Source organism: Clostridium sp. OM05-5BH (assembly GCF_003481505.1).
In the GTDB taxonomy this organism is placed as follows: domain Bacteria; phylum Bacillota; class Clostridia; order Lachnospirales; family Lachnospiraceae; genus Otoolea; species Otoolea fessa.
Genome location: NZ_QULJ01000001.1, coordinates 247,438 through 266,791, shown reverse-complemented (window position 1 = coordinate 266,791; position 19,354 = coordinate 247,438). Strand labels below are relative to the sequence as shown.

At 49.0% G+C, this 19,354-nt stretch carries 24 protein-coding genes and 1 riboswitch; of the genes, 1 reads left to right on the top strand and 23 read right to left on the bottom strand.

Annotation, left to right across the window (positions count from 1 at the left end; all coding sequences use genetic code 11):
• Positions 1–2: 2 nt before the first annotated feature.
• The 17 genes from rpsH to DXB70_RS01155 all read right to left on the bottom strand — a co-directional run bounded on the left by rpsH (position 3) and on the right by DXB70_RS01155 (position 9,215).
• Positions 3–404, bottom strand: a complete 402-nt coding sequence (gene rpsH, locus DXB70_RS01235; protein ID WP_022360562.1) for a 30S ribosomal protein S8 — start codon at positions 402–404, stop codon at positions 3–5.
• A 284-nt stretch (positions 405–688) separates the two neighbouring features.
• Entirely contained in the window at positions 689–874 is a 186-nt protein-coding gene (locus tag DXB70_RS01230; protein ID WP_022345134.1) for a type Z 30S ribosomal protein S14, read from the bottom strand.
• Positions 875–888: 14 nt separating this feature from the next.
• A complete protein-coding gene (gene rplE / locus DXB70_RS01225; RefSeq protein ID WP_022360563.1) occupies positions 889–1,428 on the bottom strand; it encodes a 50S ribosomal protein L5 in 540 nt (179 codons plus the stop codon).
• A gap of 23 nt (positions 1,429–1,451) precedes the next feature.
• Positions 1,452–1,757, bottom strand: coding sequence for a 50S ribosomal protein L24 (gene rplX / locus DXB70_RS01220; protein WP_022360564.1), 306 nt, complete (start codon positions 1,755–1,757; stop codon positions 1,452–1,454).
• Between the two features lie 12 nt (positions 1,758–1,769).
• Positions 1,770–2,138 carry a 50S ribosomal protein L14 gene (gene rplN, locus DXB70_RS01215; protein WP_022360565.1) on the bottom strand — a complete coding sequence of 123 codons (369 nt, stop codon included), beginning with the start codon at positions 2,136–2,138 and terminating at the stop codon, positions 1,770–1,772.
• Between the two features lie 27 nt (positions 2,139–2,165).
• Positions 2,166–2,420, bottom strand: a complete 255-nt coding sequence (gene rpsQ / locus DXB70_RS01210) for a 30S ribosomal protein S17 (RefSeq protein ID WP_107000794.1) — start codon at positions 2,418–2,420, stop codon at positions 2,166–2,168.
• A 39-nt stretch (positions 2,421–2,459) separates the two neighbouring features.
• Positions 2,460–2,660, bottom strand: coding sequence for a 50S ribosomal protein L29 (gene rpmC / locus DXB70_RS01205; protein ID WP_022360567.1), 201 nt, complete (start codon positions 2,658–2,660; stop codon positions 2,460–2,462).
• Positions 2,650–3,087 carry a 50S ribosomal protein L16 gene (gene rplP, locus DXB70_RS01200; protein WP_022360568.1) on the bottom strand — a complete coding sequence of 146 codons (438 nt, stop codon included), beginning with the start codon at positions 3,085–3,087 and terminating at the stop codon, positions 2,650–2,652. The genes rpmC and rplP overlap by 11 nt, the downstream gene beginning before the upstream one ends.
• On the bottom strand, positions 3,087–3,743 hold the full coding sequence (gene rpsC, locus DXB70_RS01195) for a 30S ribosomal protein S3 (protein ID WP_022360569.1): 657 nt from the start codon (positions 3,741–3,743) through the stop codon (positions 3,087–3,089). The genes rplP and rpsC overlap by 1 nt, the downstream gene beginning before the upstream one ends.
• 12 nt (positions 3,744–3,755) lie before the next feature.
• Complete coding sequence (gene rplV, locus DXB70_RS01190; protein ID WP_022360570.1) at positions 3,756–4,142, bottom strand: 50S ribosomal protein L22; 387 nt, start codon at positions 4,140–4,142, stop codon at positions 3,756–3,758.
• A gap of 26 nt (positions 4,143–4,168) precedes the next feature.
• Positions 4,169–4,450: a 30S ribosomal protein S19 gene (gene rpsS, locus DXB70_RS01185; protein WP_022360571.1), complete on the bottom strand. Its 282-nt coding sequence runs from the start codon at positions 4,448–4,450 to the stop codon at positions 4,169–4,171.
• Between the two features lie 14 nt (positions 4,451–4,464).
• Positions 4,465–5,304 (bottom strand): 50S ribosomal protein L2, encoded by an 840-nt coding sequence (gene rplB, locus DXB70_RS01180; protein ID WP_022360572.1) that lies wholly within the window; start codon positions 5,302–5,304, stop codon positions 4,465–4,467.
• A gap of 91 nt (positions 5,305–5,395) precedes the next feature.
• Positions 5,396–5,695 (bottom strand): 50S ribosomal protein L23, encoded by a 300-nt coding sequence (gene rplW, locus DXB70_RS01175; RefSeq protein WP_022360573.1) that lies wholly within the window; start codon positions 5,693–5,695, stop codon positions 5,396–5,398.
• A complete protein-coding gene (gene rplD / locus DXB70_RS01170) occupies positions 5,695–6,315 on the bottom strand; it encodes a 50S ribosomal protein L4 (RefSeq protein ID WP_022360574.1) in 621 nt (206 codons plus the stop codon). The genes rplW and rplD overlap by 1 nt, the downstream gene beginning before the upstream one ends.
• Before the next feature lie 29 nt (positions 6,316–6,344).
• On the bottom strand, positions 6,345–6,980 hold the full coding sequence (rplC, locus tag DXB70_RS01165; protein WP_022360575.1) for a 50S ribosomal protein L3: 636 nt from the start codon (positions 6,978–6,980) through the stop codon (positions 6,345–6,347).
• A gap of 105 nt (positions 6,981–7,085) precedes the next feature.
• A complete protein-coding gene (rpsJ, locus tag DXB70_RS01160; protein ID WP_022360576.1) occupies positions 7,086–7,403 on the bottom strand; it encodes a 30S ribosomal protein S10 in 318 nt (105 codons plus the stop codon).
• Between the two features lie 423 nt (positions 7,404–7,826).
• Positions 7,827–9,215, bottom strand: a complete 1,389-nt coding sequence (locus DXB70_RS01155; RefSeq protein WP_107000795.1) for a cell wall-binding protein — start codon at positions 9,213–9,215, stop codon at positions 7,827–7,829.
• A 555-nt stretch (positions 9,216–9,770) separates the two neighbouring features.
• Between DXB70_RS01155 and DXB70_RS01150 the strand changes: the two genes are divergently transcribed.
• On the top strand, positions 9,771–10,637 hold the full coding sequence (locus tag DXB70_RS01150; RefSeq protein WP_117796499.1) for a class I SAM-dependent methyltransferase: 867 nt from the start codon (positions 9,771–9,773) through the stop codon (positions 10,635–10,637).
• 46 nt (positions 10,638–10,683) lie between these two features.
• On the opposite strand, the gene DXB70_RS01145 is transcribed toward DXB70_RS01150, so the two are convergent.
• The 6 genes from DXB70_RS01145 to DXB70_RS01120 form a co-directional block, all read right to left on the bottom strand.
• Positions 10,684–11,478 (bottom strand): creatininase family protein, encoded by a 795-nt coding sequence (locus DXB70_RS01145; protein ID WP_118492926.1) that lies wholly within the window; start codon positions 11,476–11,478, stop codon positions 10,684–10,686.
• A gap of 182 nt (positions 11,479–11,660) precedes the next feature.
• Entirely contained in the window at positions 11,661–12,272 is a 612-nt protein-coding gene (locus tag DXB70_RS01140; protein ID WP_022360580.1) for an ECF transporter S component, read from the bottom strand.
• A gap of 181 nt (positions 12,273–12,453) precedes the next feature.
• A riboswitch (FMN riboswitch) is annotated at positions 12,454–12,571 on the bottom strand.
• A gap of 271 nt (positions 12,572–12,842) precedes the next feature.
• The gene (locus DXB70_RS01135; protein ID WP_243099874.1) at positions 12,843–14,024 is read right to left on the bottom strand and encodes a S8 family peptidase; all 1,182 of its coding nucleotides are present in this window, start codon (positions 14,022–14,024) and stop codon (positions 12,843–12,845) included.
• Positions 14,025–14,052: 28 nt separating this feature from the next.
• A complete protein-coding gene (locus tag DXB70_RS01130) occupies positions 14,053–16,074 on the bottom strand; it encodes an alpha amylase C-terminal domain-containing protein (protein ID WP_243099872.1) in 2,022 nt (673 codons plus the stop codon).
• A 469-nt stretch (positions 16,075–16,543) separates the two neighbouring features.
• Positions 16,544–18,412 (bottom strand): ABC-F family ATP-binding cassette domain-containing protein, encoded by a 1,869-nt coding sequence (locus DXB70_RS01125; protein WP_118672526.1) that lies wholly within the window; start codon positions 18,410–18,412, stop codon positions 16,544–16,546.
• Entirely contained in the window at positions 18,409–19,179 is a 771-nt protein-coding gene (locus DXB70_RS01120) for an exodeoxyribonuclease III (protein WP_118672525.1), read from the bottom strand. Before DXB70_RS01120 ends, DXB70_RS01125 begins: the two co-directional genes overlap by 4 nt.
• Positions 19,180–19,354 lie beyond the last annotated feature (175 nt).

The window sequence follows — 19,354 nt, the reverse complement described above, 5'->3', positions numbered from 1 at the left end:
GCCTACCAAACAAATGCAAGAACTTCTCCGCCTACGCCGAGTTCTCTTGCCTGCTTGTCAGTGATAACGCCCTGGTTGGTGGAGATGATAGCTACACCTAAACCGCCCAGTACCTTCGGCATATCTTCCTTGTTTGCGTAGATACGCAGACCCGGTTTGGAAATTCTCTTGATGCCGGAGATGATTTTCTCGTTTTTGTCTTTACCGTACTTTAAGGTAATACGGATAGTCTTGAAATTGCCGTCCTCAACAACGTCATATTTCTTGATGAAACCTTCCTTTACCAGGATGTCAGCGATTGCTAATTTCATCTTGGAAGACGGAACATCTACTGTATCATGTTTTGCAGTGTTAGCATTACGGATTCTTGTAAGCATATCTGCAATCGGATCGCTCATTGTCATTTTGAGTGTGCCTCCTTATAATTTGACTACCACTTACTGTAAGTGGGTTTCGGTGGGTTTTGGGAACACTAGGATGTGTCCTCTATAATATAGGCATCGTCCACTCGACTAAGCTCGTCTATCGTCTTCGACTCTGACTCACTAAGTCTCGGGACGGGCTGCCTTTTCAGGCAACCTCTTGCCGTGACGCATCGCTCAACTAGATTCAGCTTACGCTTCATCAAGGTTCGCGATGAGCCTCGCACTAAGTTCGCGCTTGCTGCGCTCACTAAGTTGCTTTCGGCTTACCAGCTTGCTTTCTTTACGCCCGGAATTTCGCCCTTGTAAGCTAATTCACGGAAGCAAACTCTGCAGATGCCGTATTTTCTTAAATATGCATGCGGACGACCGCAGATTCTGCAGCGGTTATATTCTCTGGTGGAGAATTTTGCCGGACGCTGCTGTTTAATCTTCATTGAAGTTTTAGCCATGATAAATCCTCCTATTATTTAGCAAATGGCATGTTGAACTGAGTTAACAGCTCACGTGCTTCTTCGTCGGTCTTAGCAGTGGTAACGAAGATGATATCCATACCTCTTACCTTATCTACTTTATCGTACTCGATCTCCGGGAAGATAAGCTGCTCTTTGATACCCAGAGCGTAGTTGCCTCTGCCGTCAAATGCGTTCGGATTTACACCGCGGAAGTCTCTTACTCGCGGAAGAGCCAGGTTGATCAGACGATCAGCGAACTCATACATCTTCTCGCCACGCAGGGTAACTTTACAGCCGATAGCCATACCCTCTCTAAGTTTGAAGTTAGCGACCGATTTTTTCGCTTTTGTAAGAACTGCCTTCTGGCCAGTGATGATTTCCATATCTCTTACAGCAGAGTCCAGAACTTTAGCATTTTCTTTTGCCTCGCCAACGCCCATGTTGATAACAATCTTGTCCAGCTTCGGCACTTCCATGATATTTTTATATCCGAATTTTTTGATCATAGCGTCTACGATTTCGCTCTGATACATTTCTTTTAATCTAGCCAATTTTAACGTTCCTCCTCTCTGTATTAGTCAATTACTTTACCGGTTGCCTTAGCAACACGGACTTTCTTGCCGTCTTCTACTTTGAAGCCAACTCTCGTAGCCTTGCCATCCACTACCAGCATAACGTTGGAAATGTCAAGCGCGCCTTCCTGATGGATGATGCCGCCCTGCTGATTAGCTGCAGACGGTTTGGTATGCTTTGTTACCATGTTGCATCCCTCAACCAGGACTGTATTCTTCTTTACATTAACGGAAAGAACTTTTCCGGTTTTGTCTTTGTCTTTACCTGTGATAACCTTTACCAGGTCGCCTTTTTTAATTTTATGCACAGCTGACACCTCCTACAGTACTTCCGGAGCCAGGGAAACAATCTTCATAAACTGTTTCTCACGAAGCTCTCTGGCAACCGGCCCAAAAATACGGGTTCCTCTCGGGTTCTTGTCGTCTTTGATGATAACGGCTGCGTTCTCATCAAATTTGATGTAGGAACCATCTTTACGGCGTGCGCCCTTAACGGTACGTACAACAACGGCCTTCACTACATCGCCTTTCTTTACAACACCGCCTGGTGTTGCATCTTTAACGCTGGCAACGATTACATCGCCAATATTTGCATATCTTCTAGTAGAGCCGCCCATAACGCGGATACAGAGTAATTCTTTCGCACCGGTATTGTCGGCAACCTTTAATCTGGTCTCCTGCTGAATCATGCCCAATACTCCTTTCTGATTTAGAAATTATCTCGCTTTCTCGATAATTTCGACGAGTCTCCATCTCTTATCCTTGGATAACGGTCTTGTTTCCATTACCTTTACAGTATCACCGATACCGCACTCGTTGTTCTCGTCGTGTGCTTTTAATTTATAAGTTCTCTTAACAATCTTACCGATTAAAGGATGTTTTACGTGGTTTTCGATAGCAACTACGATTGTTTTGTCCATCTTGTTGCTTACTACCTTACCGGTACGTGTTTTTCTAAGATTTCTTTCCACGGTAGATATCTCCTTTCCTATTTTAGGAATCTATGATAATTAGTTCGCTTTCTCTGTAATAACAGTCTGAATACGAGCGATGTTTCTGCGAACTTCTTTAATTCTGCTTGTATTATCCAGCTGGTTGGTAGCGTTCTGGAATCTTAAGTTGAAGAGTTCCTTCTTAGCAGCTACTAATTCTTCGTTTAATTCTGCAGATGTCTTAGCTTTTAAATCTTCTACATACTTATTAATTTTCACTGTTATCACCGCCTTCTAAATCTGCTTTAGAAGCAATCTTGCACTTGCACGGAAGTTTGTGCATAGCAAGACGAAGCGCTTCTCTCGCTGTCTCCTCTGGTACACCCGCGATCTCGAACATTACGCGGCCTGGTTTTACTACTGCTACCCAGTACTCAAGTGCGCCTTTACCGGAACCCATACGAGTCTCAGCCGGTTTAGCAGTTACTGGTTTATCCGGGAAAATCTTAATCCAAACTTTACCACCACGTTTGATGTAACGGGTCATGGCAACACGGGCTGCCTCGATCTGGTTGGATTTGATCCAGCACGGTTCTGTAGCGACTAAACCGTACTCACCGTAGTTGATTACATTTCCTCTAAGCGCCTTGCCGGCCATGGTACCACGGAACTGTTTACGACGCTTTACTCTTTTCGGCATTAACATTATTTATCGCTCCCTTCCTTATTTCCTTTCGCAGGAAGTACCTCGCCTTTGTAGATCCAAACCTTAACACCGGTCTTGCCGTATGTTGTGTTTGCCTCAGCGAAACCGTAGTCAATATCTGCTCTTAATGTCTGAAGCGGGATAGTGCCCTCGCTGTAGAACTCTGTACGAGCCATATCAGCACCGCCAAGACGTCCGGATACGGAAGCCTTGATACCCTTAGCTCCAGCCTTCATGGTTCTGCCCATAGCGGACTTCATCGCACGACGGAAGGAAATACGGTTCTCAAGCTGCTGAGCGATGTTCTCTGCAACGAGCTGAGCGTCTCTGTCTGGTCTCTTAACTTCTTTGATGTCTACAAAAACTTTCTTGTCAGTTAATTTCTGAACCTGAGCTTTTGTCTTCTCGATCTCTGCGCCGCCCTTACCGATAACAACGCCCGGTTTAGCAGTGTAAAGAATAATTTTTACTTTATCAGAAGCGCGCTCGATTTCGATTTTGGAAACACCGGCGCTGTATAATTTCTTCTTAAGGAAGGTTCTGATTTTGTGATCCTCTACCAGGTTATCTGCAAAATCAGCTTCCGCATACCATCTGGAATCCCAGTCTTTAATAACACCGACTCTTAAGCCGTGCGGATTAACTTTCTGTCCCATAATTGCCTCCTCTTATTTCTCATCAAGCACGATTGTGATGTGGCTCATTCTCTTTTCGATTCTGTAAGCGCGGCCCTGTGCTCTCGGTTTTACTCTCTTCATTGTCGGTCCCTTGTTAGCGAAGCATTCTGCAACGTACAGGTTCTCCGGATTCATCTGGTTGTTGTTCTCTGCGTTAGCAACAGCAGACTCGAGTAATTTTTTAATTAAAGTAGAAGCATATCTAGGATTGTATGTTACAATACCAAGCGCTGTCTTCACATCTTTGCCTCTGATGGCATCTAATACGAAGCATGCTTTCTGAACGGATACTCTGGCGTAAGACAGCTTAGCCGACGGTCTCGTATCCTTATTAGCATTTCTTTCTCTTTTAATCTGGGATCTATGTCCTTTAGCCATTGGTGAAACCTCCTTTCAAGCGTAACTTACTTACGTCCTGCTTTCTTCTCGTCTTTTCCGTGGCCTCTGTAAGTTCTAGTGGCTACGAACTCACCGAGTTTATGTCCAACCATGTCCTCTGTCACGTATACCGGAACATGTTTTCTACCATCGTGAACTGCGATTGTATGTCCAACCATCTGCGGGAAGATTGTGGAACGGCGGGACCAGGTTTTGATAACCTGTTTCTGTCCTGCTGCGTTCATCTCATCTACTTTCTTTAAAAGATGAGCATCTGCAAATGGTCCTTTTTTTAATGAACGACCCATTAGTATACCTCCTATTACTGTTTACCGTTTCTTCTTCTTACGATTAACTTATTAGACTGTTTGTTTTTCTTTCTGGTCTTCAGGCCGAGTGCCGGTTTGCCCCAAGGTGTGCAAGGACCTGGACGACCGATACTGGTCTTGCCCTCACCACCACCATGCGGATGGTCATTCGGGTTCATAACAGAACCGCGGACAGTCGGACGAATACCCATGTGACGTTTTCTACCAGCCTTACCGATATTGATCAGGTTGTGGTCGCCGTTGCCAACTACACCGATAGTAGCGCGGCAGCTGATCGGAACCATTCTCATCTCTCCGGACGGTAATCTAAGGGTTGCATATTTGCCTTCTTTAGCCATTAACTGAGCAGAGTTACCAGCGGAACGAACCAGCTGACCACCCTTGCCCGGAAGAAGCTCGATGTTGTGAATCTGTGCACCAACCGGGATTTCAGAAAGCGGTAAGCAGTTACCAACTTTTGCCTCAGCCTCTGCACCGCTCATAACCTTCTGTCCAACCTGTAAACCAGCCGGAGCAAGGATATAAGCTTTCTCGCCGTCTGCGTAGCAGATCAGAGCGATGTTTGCTGTACGGTTCGGATCGTACTCGATACCAAGTACGGTTGCTGCGATACCGTCTTTTGCATTTCTCTTGAAGTCGATGATTCTATATTTTCTTCTGGAACCGCCGCCTCTGTGACGAACGGTGATTTTACCCTGGTTGTTACGACCTGCGTTCTTCTTTAAAGAAACTACTAAGGATTTCTCCGGTGTGGATTTTGTAATCTCAGAGAAATCAGAGCCGGTCATATGTCTTCTGGAAGGTGTATATGGGCTGTAAGATTTAATTCCCATGACTTTGACTCCTTTCGTTCAACGCCTCCTGGCGTTTCTTCATGTTTTTCACGACATAGTGTTCGTCGTATAATTGTCTATTGAGGATGAATTATAAACCAGCGAAGATCTCGATCTCTTTGCTGTCCTCGGTCAGCTGAACGATAGCTTTCTTTGTTGCAGCTGTCTTACCGAAGGTCATGCCTCTTCTCTTTGTCTTGCCGTCCATGTTCATGGTGTTGACACTCTTAACTTTGGTGCCCGGGAACATCTTCTCAACGGCTTCTTTGATCATAGTTTTGTTTGCCTCGGTGTGTACCAGGAAGGTGTATTTCTTGTCTGTCATAGCATTCATACTCTTCTCAGTTACAACCGGTTTGAGGATTACGTCATAGTACTGTACGTTTGCCATTATGCATATACCTCCTCGATAGAAGCTACAGCAGCCTTGGTTGCTACTACTGTGTTGTATTTCAGGATATCGTAAACGTTGATGGTGCTTACGGAAGCAGTCTTAACGTCTGCCACGTTTCTAGCGGATAATACAGCCTTGTCACAAGCCTCATCCAGAACAACTAAAGCTTTGTTTACTTTCAGGTTGTTCATAACCTCAACAAATTTCTTTGTCTTGATCTCGTCGAAGTTCATAGCCTCAACTACGATGAACTTGTTCTCGTTTACACGGCTTGTCAGAGCAGATTTAAGAGCAGCTCTCTTCTCTTTCTTATTTAAACGGATTGTATAATCACGTGGTGTCGGAGCGAATACTACGCCGCCGCCCGTCCACTGCGGAGCTCTTGTTGAACCCTGTCTTGCATGTCCGGTACCTTTCTGTCTCCACGGTTTCTTACCACCGCCGGAAACTTCGGAACGGGTTTTTGCTTTCTGAGTTCCCTGACGTTTGTTAGCAAGCTGTGCTACAACTGCCATGTGAACCAGATGTTCATTTACTTCTACACCGAATACAGCATCATTCAGTTCTAATGTGCCAACTTCGTTGCCTTCTAAATTGAAAACAGATACGTTTGCCATCTGTATGTTCCTCCTTTCCCGTAAAAGCCTTATCTAGCGACCTTTACTGTCTCTTTGATTGTTACTAAGGATTTCTTCGGTCCCGGTACAGAGCCTTTAACAAGGAGTAAGTTGTTCTCAGTATCAACCTTAACAACCTCCAGGTTCTGAACAGTTACTTTTACGCTGCCCATGTGACCCGGCATTCCTTTGCCCTTAAATACGCGTCCCGGTGTGGTTGCAGAACCGTTGGAACCCTGATGACGATGGAACTTGGAACCGTGAGCCATCGGTCCTCTGTGCTGGCCGTGTCTCTTGATGGCACCCTGGAAACCTTTACCTTTGGAAATAGCAGTTGCATCAATTTTATCGCCTGCTGCGAAGATGTCTGCCTTGATTTCGTCTTTTACAGAATACTCTTCAGCATTCTCTAAGCGGAACTCTCTTACATATCTCTTGTAAGCAACGCCTGCCTTGTCAAAATGACCCTTAACCGGCTTTGTCACAAGTTTTTCTCTCTTGTCTACAAAACCAACCTGTACTGCTTTGTAGCCATCGTTCTCTTCTGTCTTAACCTGTGTAACAACACACGGTCCAGCCTGAAGAACGGTTACTGGAGTTAAAACTCCGTCTTCGTTGAAGATTTGAGTCATTCCGACTTTGGTAGCTAAAATCGCTTTCTTCATTAATCTGACCTCCTGTTTTTCTACAGCGGAACGCGTTCGTCAAACTCCCGCGTTCATCCTAGAACTGTCCAGATGTCTCTATCTAAACTAGTATAGGATTCTTAATTATTTGTTTTTCATCTTTACGTTGATGGACACGCCAGCCGGCATTTCCAGTCTCTGCAGTGCATCAACTGTCTTCTGGCTCGGAGCAATGATATCGATGAGTCTCTTATGAGTTCTCTGCTCGAACTGCTCTCTGGAATCTTTGTACTTATGAACTGCTCGCAGAATGGTTACTACCTCTTTCTTAGTTGGCAGCGGCACCGGTCCACTCACCTTTGATCCGTTTTTCTTTACAGTCTCAATGATTTTTGCAGCGGATGTATCTACCAGCTGATGATCATAAGCTTTCAGTGTGATTCTCATTACTTGACTTGCCATAAAAAAAGTCGCCTCCTTTTCGTACTATTAAGCACGACAAGCGGTGACTGTACACATACCCGTGTGTGTCCTCGCAGTCCACACACCAAATCCGTCATTTGTCTTCAGGATACTCTATTCTTGTACAGTGACTTGTCGCCAGTTTCCTAACTTGACATTCGCTCCGCGGAATAACCTGCTTATCATAAGCAGCAACCTCTCGTTTCATCGCTATCATGCCACAGCTTCGTTATAATAACACAGCTTTCCGGGAAATGCAAGTGTTTTTTTAAGAAAAAATCTATATTTTTCAAGAAAAAACAGGAGTTTCTTCTTCCGGTGGGTAATTACACCTTTTATATAGAAGAAACTCCTGTTTATCCACAAGAATATATTTCCATGCAGAAATTTTATCTCAGTCGAGAAGACTCCCAGCTTTTTTAATTAATCCTCCCAATACGTCGGTTCCACCGGGGTTCTAGCCTCGTCGCTGCCATCGTCGCTTGTGCCGTCCACCTCTGTGACAACACCCGCAGAGCTTGTCTTAAACTTTGTGCCGTTCGCATCCTTCACGGTGCTGGATTTCACTACCTTGCCGCTCGTCGTTACCAGATAGTTTTTGTCATTGACTTCAATGACTTCATACTTAGTACCGCTGTCTGCCTTCTGAAGCTTACCCATGTAGTACAGGAATCCATCCTCCACACCTGAGTAGCCGCGTCCAGCCTTGTTGCCGCTGTCAGTGAAATAGAACTGTCCGGTCGTTCCGTCGCCCTCTACTACATTTCCCTTGCCTTTTACGACTGAGCTGGTCGCCTTGTCCGCGCCGAAGAAATAGCAGGCATACTGACCGCTCGTTCCTACCTCCAGACGTCTCAGACCATAGACCGGGTTGCCCTTCTCATTAAATAAGTAGGTAATATTGTTGATGCGGACCAGGTTGCTCGTCGAAGCGTCAGAAATCTTCGGACCCACCTTCGGCTCGCCGTTGCTTGAAAAATAATACCACTGTACATCGCTGCCGAGATCCAGATTGTAATCATCATCCTCCGGCGGAGTCGTGGAGAGCCAGCCAGTCTGTACCTGACCGTTGCTCTGATAATAACGGTAATTTTCAAATCCAGAGGAATTTCCCATATCGACCCAGCCGGTCTGCATCGCTCCGTTTTCGTCGAAGCAGTAGTAGGTTCCGTCAATCTTATATTGTTTATATTTGGCACTGCCTAAAGAAGGCACATATTTCTTTCCCGAACTCTGAAAGTAGTACCAATGATGATCCTCATCGTCGTCGCCGGGTTTCACTTCATCATCGTCCTTTTTGGTATCATCCGGATCTTCCAGATATGCCCAGCCGATCTGCATGACACCATCTGCATTCGTGTAGTAGGTGTCATCATCCACCCAGCCCGTCTGCATCGCTCCATCACCGTCGAAGTAATAGTACTTGCCTCCGATCTTGGACCAGCCGTCGGATACCATCTTTCCGCTGGTGGAGAAATAGTACCAGACCGTCGTAGCGGAAGTCTCGTTCCATGCCGGATTGCGCTTCGGCAGTTTCAGCCACTTGTCAGTCGCCATGATGCCGGTACTCTCGACAAAGTATTCGTCGTCCACCCAGCAGTTCGACGCGATGTTGCCCTGGGAATCGAGATAGCGCCAGAGATTGTCTGCTCCCTTCTTCCAGGTATTCGTCACCTTGTTGCCATTGTTGTCCACATATATCCAGCTGTTTCCAGACTGCTGCCAGCCTTCTGCCGCGTAAGATGTCAGGGTCGCCGCCCCTATCATCAGCGCTGCGGAAAGGACGCAGACTGCCAGTTTCTGTTTCTTCATATACATGCCCTCCCAGTTCACGATTGATAACGTCTATTCTCCCACCTGCTGCGCATTCGCACACTTCCCGTCGTGTGGAGACTGCATCAGATGCTTATAACGCCTTGTTTTGTTCCAGATACGTGCAATCTATCTTTTACCTAATATACATTTTAACAGGAGATATAGGAATCTTCAAGGAGATTTATCTTTCAATTTATTTACTTTTTTTGGCAGGAAGCCGTTCAAAAGGTTTGACACGCCAATCAATGACCGATATAATTAGGTATGCATTTCAACTGAACCGTTTTTCCGGTCAGACAGACTGCGTTTATGGTTACTGTGCACGCATCGTGCCCAGTAACGGAATTTGCCGTGGCTTCGCCTTTAAATACGGCAAATTCCTGCTGTCACCTCGTTTTCTTACGGCACTTTCGGTTCCAAAAGTGCCTACCCGGGAACAGTAACCATTTATGCCATTTGGATGGAAATGGCTTATGGATAACACCGATTATAAAGGCGGCAGATACCCTTTTCCGGGGTTTGCGCCTCATTTTTTTGAAAGGATAAAATTTTATGTGGATTGCAGATGGATGGAACGATTATGAAGTGATTGACTGCTCCGAAGGAGAGAAACTGGAGCGGTGGGGCGACTATCTTCTGGTTCGCCCGGACCCGCAGGTTATCTGGAACACCCCCAAGACACACCGCGGCTGGAAAAAGATGAACGGACACTACCACAGAAGCTCCAAGGGCGGCGGCGAATGGGAATTTTTCGACCTGCCGGAGCAGTGGTCGATCCATTACAAAGAACTGACCTTTAACTTAAAACCGTTCAGCTTCAAGCACACAGGTCTCTTCCCGGAGCAGGCGGCAAACTGGGACTGGTTCGGTGACCGCATCCGCAATGCCGGACGCCCAATCAAGGTTTTAAACCTCTTTGCCTACACAGGCGGCGCTACCCTGGCGGCAGCCGCAGCCGGCGCCAGCGTGACCCATGTGGACGCCTCCAAGGGCATGGTAGCCTGGGCGAAGGAAAACTCCCGTTCCTCCGGGCTGGAAAATGCACCCATCCGCTGGATCGTCGATGACTGTGTGAAATTTGTTGAGCGTGAGATCCGCCGCGGCAACCATTACGACGGAATCATCATGGACCCGCCGTCCTACGGCCGCGGACCGAAAGGCGAGATCTGGAAGATCGAAACTTCGATTTACCCGTTCGTGCAGCTCTGTACGAAACTGTTATCGGACAACCCGCTCTTCTTCCTCATCAACTCCTACACCACCGGGCTGGCGCCGTCCGTCCTGACCTATATGCTCTCAACCGAAGTTGCCTCCACCCACGGCGGCACAGTGAAATCGGACGAGCTGGGACTTCCGGTTACCCGCACCGGACTGGTATTACCATGCGGTGCATCCGGACGCTGGGAATCTGGTAAATAACACTGGTATTCGGATGACATAGACACCCCATTTTTAAGTTTGATTCCTATTCATTCCAATCCCGGATATCTAACAGCCCCGGGACCAGTTCCCGCGCACTCGTCTCTAATATAATTCGCCCCTTCTCGGCGCTTGCACCAGACGGATCTCCTCCAATTCCAATCGGCGATCCGTCTTTTGTTTTCCAATCCTCCGACACCCAGCCGATCGAAACCGGACCGTATGGCTTCAGGGCGCGGGTCTTCTCAAACGCCGTCGGCTCTCCCGCTTCCGAAAGTTCCAGCTTCACAAGACTCTCATCGACCGCCATTACCATCGATGTCTCCATCTCTCCACCGTGGAAATCCCAGATATTCCCCTTTGAAATCGTTGCTTTTACATCCGGATGACCAAATGCCCCCGATGAAAGGATAAACGGTGCAATCCCCAGCTCACTCCGAAGTTCCCGGCTTAAAACCTGCGCTATCGGCGCATTCCCACCATGGCATACCAAAAAAGCCAGCTTTTTAAAACCGTGATGCGCCAGGCTGACGCATATATCATATAAGAGATGATAGTAAGTGTCCGGCCGGACTGTGACCGAACCGCAGAAATTCTTATGCTCTGTACTTAAGCCCACCGGAATCACCGGAAACAGCAGCATCGGGAAGTCTTCTTCCCCCTCTGCCTCCAGTGCCTTTTTGATCTCCTGACTCATCGCCTCCGCGATAATATCATCCGTTCCCAGTGGTGCCTGATTGCCGTGCTGTTCCAGCGCCCCGAGCGGAATCAGGATAATCGTGTTCTCACGGTCCACCTGCTCCATTTCCCATCTTGTCAAATCTCTATAGTTACGTATCATAGTATCTCCTCCTCTTATAAAAACAGATATGTCTTTGCACGTTCCATCAAACAAAAAGGATTGTCCGGGATTCTTCCCCCAGGCAGCTTTCCCAGCGGTTTCCCGACAATCCTTTCTATGAAATGGTTCTGCCGTTTCACAGCAAACAGCCAAATCCGTCAAACCATTCCTCTTATTTCATTTTATACTGCTTTCGGCACAATCTTCGCCGCACGCAGGCGTACAAACAAAAGCTGTCCAACGATATAGTTGAGTCCCACTTTCAATACGTTGAATGGGATCGTCGCCAGGATGATAAATCCATTCAGGTCTTTGATCGCCGGGTTGACCGACGCTACCATGCGGATCACTTCATCCAGCGGCAGGCTCATCGCTTTCGCATATAACGGAAGCGTAATGTTCGCATTGATAAAGCATGCACACGCGGTGCGGATCACGATACTGAGCAGAAGTGCTTCTACAGCTGCCTTACGGTTAGCGCCCAGCTTCTGATAGAGGAACCACAGCGGCCATACGAACAGGAACGCCGCAATCAGGTTGGCCAGCTCACCGACGTACATCGTGTTAGTTCCGACAGTAATCAGCTTGATTAACAGCTTGATGACTTCTACACAGATACCGGATACCGGTCCCATCAGAAACACGGCAATCACAGACGGTACATCACTGAAATCTACCTTATAAAACGGCGGCATCATCGGAACCGAAAATTCCAATGACATCAGCACGCCAGCAACCGCTGCCAGCATCGCCGTATAAATCAATTTTTGAATACTCCATTTTCCTGTCTTCATCTTAAATCTCCTTTCGGTTTTAAAACTCATTTCTCCGAAGGAGGAGTATGAATCAAGTGCCGGACTAGCTGCATTTGTAAAACTAAAAAAATCCCAGGTTGTTCGGGACCTGGGATAATAAATCGCAACTTAGCCGATGTACACCAGCCTGCTTACGCTCAAACGGTACACTCTCTGACTCCTGCCTCTTCTCTCATCCAGACTATACTGTCGGTTTCGGAATCTCACCGAATCGGCCGCCGTCGCGGTTCGCGGACTATACCGCCGGTAGGGAATTTCGCCCTGCCCCGAAGAAATCATGGTAATTACTCCGTCTTCATACATATAAACATATGAATCTGCGGGGCAATTATCTCACCCGTTCATAGTATCATATACAAACAAGAATTTCAATATTTTTTTAACAATCTTTCTTTTCATTTTTCCCATCGTTACTGTTCACGCATACGTGCCCAGTAACGGAATTTGCCGTGGCTTCGCATTTAAATACGGCAAATTCCTGCTGCCACCCCGTTTTCTTACGGCACTTTCGGTTCCAAAAGTGCCTACCTGCGAACAGTAACTTCCCATCTACGGCATTGCCGCCCCGGCATCCAGCATACCTCCGGTTGCCACCTTGCCGGACAGACTCTCAATCGGCCGCGCCGACTGCAGAATACGGTTTCTCACATCCATAAGCGACAGGGACGCATCGCAGGAGTACAGCATCGCCGCCGTTCCGGTCACCATCGGCGCCGCCATCGATGTGCCGCTCATGTAGGCATAGTCATTGCCCGTGATCGTGCTCAGGATATAATTGCCCGGCGCTGCCAGATCCACGCTTCTCACCCCGTAATTAGACGCACGGTCGAGCTGACCGTCAAAGCGCAGGTTTGCCACGGAAATGATATTGTCCAGTTCAAAGCTTGCCGGGTACATCGGCTGCTCATCGATGCTGTAGCCATTGCCGGAGGCGTCACCGTTTCCAGCCGCCACAATAAACAGCATCCCCGAATCCTTGATCGCCTGATACAGCTCCTCGCTATATTTCATCGTGCCAAAGCTCAGATTGCAGATCGACGCGCCGTTCGCCTGCGCATACCGGATCGCCTTAACCACGTTGCTGACGGTTCCGACACCGGACGATGTTCCAAGCGTCTTGATCACCATGATCTTCACATACGCCGGATCGCAGATTCCAACCGTTCCGACTCCATTTCTCGCCGCCGCGATCGTGCCCGCCGAGTGGGTACCATGATTGTCATCCGTCCCGGTAAATACCTGGGCATTATTATCATAGAAATTCCAGCCGTAAACGTCATCGATATAACCATTTCCGTCATTGTCAATGCCATCGCCCGGGATTTCCCCCGTATTCGTCCAGATCGAACCGCTAAGCTCCGGGTGAGTTATGTCAACCCCTGTATCAATCAGCGCCACAATCACCTGACGTTTTCCACTTTTCGCGTCATATTTCTTCCATGCCGGGACAATATTCATATCGATCCCTTCCAGAGAACGGACCGTTCCATCTGCTGAGAGCGCCGGGCTGCCGGTAATCGCCCCAATCGCCGCATCCACCGCCGCCGTATGGCTCGGCACCAGACGCAGTTCACCTGTATTTAAAAAAGCCCACTGATAGGAGGCATAGGAATCCGCATAGGGAACCGACTCCCGTGACGGACCCGCCGCATATGCCGGAAGCGCCGCGCTCCCTGCCATCATGGCAGCACACAGGGCGGCTGCCAGCCCTCTAAAAAGTTTCTTTTTCAACTTGCTTTATCCTCTTTCAATTCCGTTCTTACAGTTCGCGCGCTGCCGCAACCACAGTCTCCGCTTCCTTTGCCGGTTCTTTTCTGACATTCTGCCGTTTTACCGATTTTACCACTTTCCCAACTTTTTTGCCATCCTTTTCGGATGCCGGACCGGAAATTGGCTTAAAGCCGCGAAATACCAGAATACTCCGCGGCGGAACCATATACTGGCGAAGCTCTTCCTGCGGCTCCTGCCCTGCCTCCAGGCTTTCCGGCGGACAGATTCCGTTATTGTCTGCGTCGTCTGTGTTGATGCACAGAGTCCACTGCATTCCCTTCGGAAGTTTCGGAAGATCAAATTCATGCGGCTCCCAGTGCATATTGTAGGCGACAAAGAAATAGTCATCGCTGGTGCCGTCCGCTCTTCGTCCGTACTCGCCGCAGTAGAGAATGCCGAGCTGGCGGCGGAAGTTTTCAAACTCCGGGCACCATGTTTTGACGCCGTGGTAGGAAACATCCGGGTGTCCGCAGACCAGGTAATCAATATTTTTCGGCTCCACCGGCAGATGGAACACTGGATGCGCTTTGCGGAACGCTATCATATATTTTACAAATTCGTAAATATCCCGGTTCGTCTCCAGCTGATGCCAGTTGAGCCAGGAAATCTCATTGTCCTGACAGTAAGCATTATTGTTGCCGTTCTGGGAATTGCCGAACTCATCGCCCGCTAAAAACATCGGCGTTCCCTGGCTCAGAAAGAGCAGCAAAAATGCGTTGCGGAGCTGTTTTTTCCGCATCTGCACAATCTTCTTTTTCCGCGTCGTGCCCTCGACGCCACAGTTCCACGTATAATTATAATCGCTTCCGTCCCGGTTATTCTCCCCGTTCGCTTCGTTGTGCTTCTGCTCACAGGAAACCATATCCATCATCGTAAAGCCATTTGTCGCCGCCATATAGTTGATCACGCCATACGCGTCCGGATTCCGGCGTGTCTGGTAAATGAGACGGCCGACCTGATCCTCATCGCCCTTTAATACCCGGCGCATATCGATCAAAAATCCTTCATTGTACTCGCCCAGATGCCAGCGGCGCTCCCGCAGCTTCGGTGCCGCTGCCGTTTTTGGCACACGCACGCCATCCCAGGAACCAGCTAATAGCTTCGTATCAGCTAACAGCGGATCCGACGCCAGCAGTTCGGCCGGCGCAAACCCGGACAGGTGCACGCCATCCACATGATACTCGTAAACCCAGAAACGAACCGCCTCCTGCGCCAGTGCCGCGCTCTCCTCGCCGGTAAAATAAAGCTCAACCAGCACTTCGATATCATTTTTATGAAATTCTTTCACCAGATCCTTAAATTCCCGCTCCGGTTCTTTCTCTTTCCCGGATGTGTACGAAGCTTTTGGCGCAAACAGGTATCCCGCCCCATAGCCCCAGTAATTGAGCCGTCCGGTCGGTGTCCCGGTCGCATACGGATTCCCGTCTGCCCCATCCTCCATCATCACTTCCTGAAATTCATTCGGCATCATTAATTCAACTGCTGTGATACCCAATTCCTTTAAATAGGGAATTTTCTCCGTCAGCGCACGGAACGTTCCCCGCTCCCCGGTGCCGGAAGAAGTATGACGGGTAAATCCGCGCACATGCAGCCGGTACAGGATCGTCTCATCATACGGATGTTTCAGCGGCTGATCCATTTCCCAGTCATACGTTTCTTCCGGGAAACGGCAGCGCACCGGACGGAGCGCCGCTTTTAAATCGCCCCAGCGCTCATGTCCTGTATAGATGCGCCCGCACGGATCCGGCAGCTCCCCCTGCTCAGTCTCGATCGTGTATTCCAGTCCCGAAAAATCATCGCCCGCAAGCTCCATCATCCAGAGATCCCCCACCCGTTCTTCCGGGGAAAATGGGATCCGGACACCCTGTTTTTTACCTGTCTCATAAATTGCCAGATGGCAGAATGTCCCCGGTGCCTCAACGCACAAGTGCATTCCCGTCTCTGTCCGCTTGATTCCCGGTGTAAAATCAGGGGTTCTTATCTTCTGTCTCACGATTTTTTCTGCTTTCACCTGTATCCCCTCCACGTTTTCATACGGCACTTTCGGTTCCAAAAGTGCCTACTTGTGAGCAGCCGCCTGCGCCTGTTACAGTCCACCCATATGCAGACTGTAACAGGATTTTGCCGATGCTTCGCATTCCAAATCGGAAAATCCGCCACCTCCACGTTTTCATACGGCGCTTTCGGTTCCAAAAGTGCCTACTTGTGAGCAGCCGCCTGCGCCTGTTACAGTCCACCCATATGCAGACTGTAACAGGATTTTGCCGATGCTTCGCATTCCAAATCGGAAAATCCGCCACCTCCACGTTTTCATACGGCGCTTTCGGTTCCAAAAGTGCCTACTTGTGAGCAGCCGCCTGCGCCTGTTACAGTCCACCCATATGCAGACTGTAACAGGATTTTGCCGATGCTTCGCATTCCAAATCGGCAAAATCTGCTCCCTCCACGTTTTCATACGGCACTTTCGGTTCCAAGAGTGCCTATTTGTGAGCAGCCGCCTGCGCTTCTATTTTCTCCGCCAGATCATTCAGATACATCCAGCGGTCCATCTTTTCTTCCAAAAGAGCTTCTTTTTCCTCTTTTTCCTTTATGATGCCGTTCAGAGCCGTATAATCGCGGGCAGAGTCCTGCATCTGCTGCTCCAGATCCGCGATTGCCTCTTCCAGCGCCGCGATATCATCCTCGATCGTCTCCCACTCTTTCTGCTCCATATAACTGAATTTGAGCTTTTTCTCGCGCTGGCGGCCGCGGTTTTTATCCTTTGCCGTCTCCGCTGCATCTGACGTTCCCGCACCAGAAGCGCCTCCGATCTTCTGGCCTCTGCCGTGTTCCTGACCGGATTCCTCCATCTCTGCCGCTATGCGTTCCCCACAGGCTGCCTGATAGTCGGTATAGCCGCCCTCATACTGACGGATCGCGCCGCCGCCCTCAAAGGCGAAGATCCGGCGCACTACGCGGTCAAGGAAATACCGGTCATGCGATACCGTAATCACGATCCCCTGGAAATGATCAAGATAATCCTCCAGAATCGTCAGCGTGCTGATATCCAGGTCGTTGGTCGGCTCGTCGAGCAGAAGGACGTTTGGCGCGCCCATCAGGATATGGAGCAGATAGAGTCTGCGCCGCTCGCCGCCCGATAGCTTGCCGATCAGCGTGTACTGCATATGGGACGGGAACAGGAACCGTTCCAACATCTGGGATGCCGATACCAGCCCGTCCGCCGTCCGCACGTACTCTGCCACATTTTTAATGTAGTCGATCACGCGCATCGACTGATCCATATCTTCGTTTTCCTGTGAAAAATAACCCATTTTTACGGTCTGGCCGATGATCGTCTCGCCCGAATCCGGTTTCACCCAGCCGGTAATCATCTTCATCAGCGTCGATTTTCCGCTACCGTTCGGTCCGATGATGCCGATGCGGTCATCCTTCAAGAAGATATAGGAAAAATCATCGATCAGGAGGCGGTCACCATACGCCTTATGAAGATGGTGTGCCTCGACCGTGGTTCGTCCGAGACGGCTGGAAATCGAGCTCATCTCCACATTTCCATCTACTTTCGGCGCTTCCACCGCACTCAACGCCTCGAAGCGCTGAATACGCCCTTTCTGCTTCGTGCTGCGTGCCTGTGCGCCGCGTCGGATCCACGCCAGCTCCGTCCGCAGGATATTCTGGCGTTTCTGCTCCGAGCTCACCGCCATTGCCTCGCGCTCTGCCTTTAATTCCAGATAGCCCTCATAGCCGGACTGATAACTGTACAGCTTTCCCTTGTCCAGTTCGACGATGCGGTTCGTCACGTTATCAAGGAAATACCGGTCGTGCGTGATCATCAGAAGCGCGCCGCGGAATTTTTTCAGGTACTCTTCCAGCCAGTCCGCCATCGCACTGTCCAGATGGTTCGTCGGCTCGTCTAAAATCAACAGATCCGCCGTCGATAACAGCACCGCTGCGAGGGCAACGCGCTTTCTCTGTCCGCCCGAAAGTGTCTCCACCTTGGCACTATAATCGGTGATTCCAAGCTTATTCAGCATGGATTTCGCATCGCCCTCGAGATCCCAGGCGTGCTCATACGCCATATTTTCCCGGATCACGCAGTCTAAGACGGTCCGTCCCGCTTCAAACTCCGGATTCTGAGGCAGATAACGGATATAGAGATTTCGTCCCTTTACTACCGTACCCTCATCCGGCTCTTCCAGACCGGCTACAATCTTTAGAAGAGTAGATTTTCCGGTTCCGTTGATGCCGATGAGACCAATCTTATCACCTTCACCGATGGAAAATGCCACGTCATCAAAAAGCAGCCGTTCCGTATATGATTTTTTCAGATGTTCTGCTGTCAGTAAATTCATGCCTCATCCCGATCCTTTATCTGTAATTCTACCGGGCAGTGATCCGAACCCAGTATCTCCGTATGAATCTGTGTGCCCGCCAGCCGGTCCTTCAGGCTCTTGGAAACACAGAAATAATCAATCCGCCACCCAGCATTCTTCTCGCGCGCCTTAAACCGGTACGACCACCAGGAATAAACGCCCTCTTTATCCGGGTAAAAATATCGGTACGTGTCGATATATCCAGAGTCCAGAAGCTCCGTAAACTTGTTTCTCTCCTCATCCGTAAATCCGGCATTTTTCCGGTTCGTCTTTGGATTTTTCAGGTCAATCTCCGTGTGTGCCACATTCAGATCCCCACAGAAAATGACCGGCTTTTTCTCCTCCAGCTTCTTCAAAAACTGGCGGAAATCATCCTCCCACTGCATCCGGTACGGAAGTCTCGCCAACTCATTCTGGGAGTTCGGCGTATAGCAGGTCACCACATAATAATCCGGGTACTCCGCCGTAATGACGCGCCCTTCATGATCGTGCTTCTCAATGCCAAGACCGTAGCTCACGCTAAGCGGCTCCTCCTTCGAAAACAACGCTGTTCCCGAATATCCTTTCTTCTCCGCATAGCTCCAATACTGATAATACCCCGGAAGCTCCAGATCAATCTGCCCTTCCTGCAGCTTGCTTTCCTGAATACAGAAAATATCCGCATCCAGCTCATGAAATACATCCAGAAATCCCTTTCCCACACACGCCCGCAATCCGTTTACGTTCCAGGAAATCATTTTTTTCATTCTATCTCTCCTTTTTATCAAATAAGGTTTTTCCGATACATAAAAAGACAGCAGGCAGGTGGCAGACGCTCCGAAACTGGTCTGTGGATGCAGAGCAGGCTTTCGCCTATCAGTTGTACGCATCTTGAACACGCTTGTCCGAATGGGGCGGACGCAAGTCCGACACAGACGAACA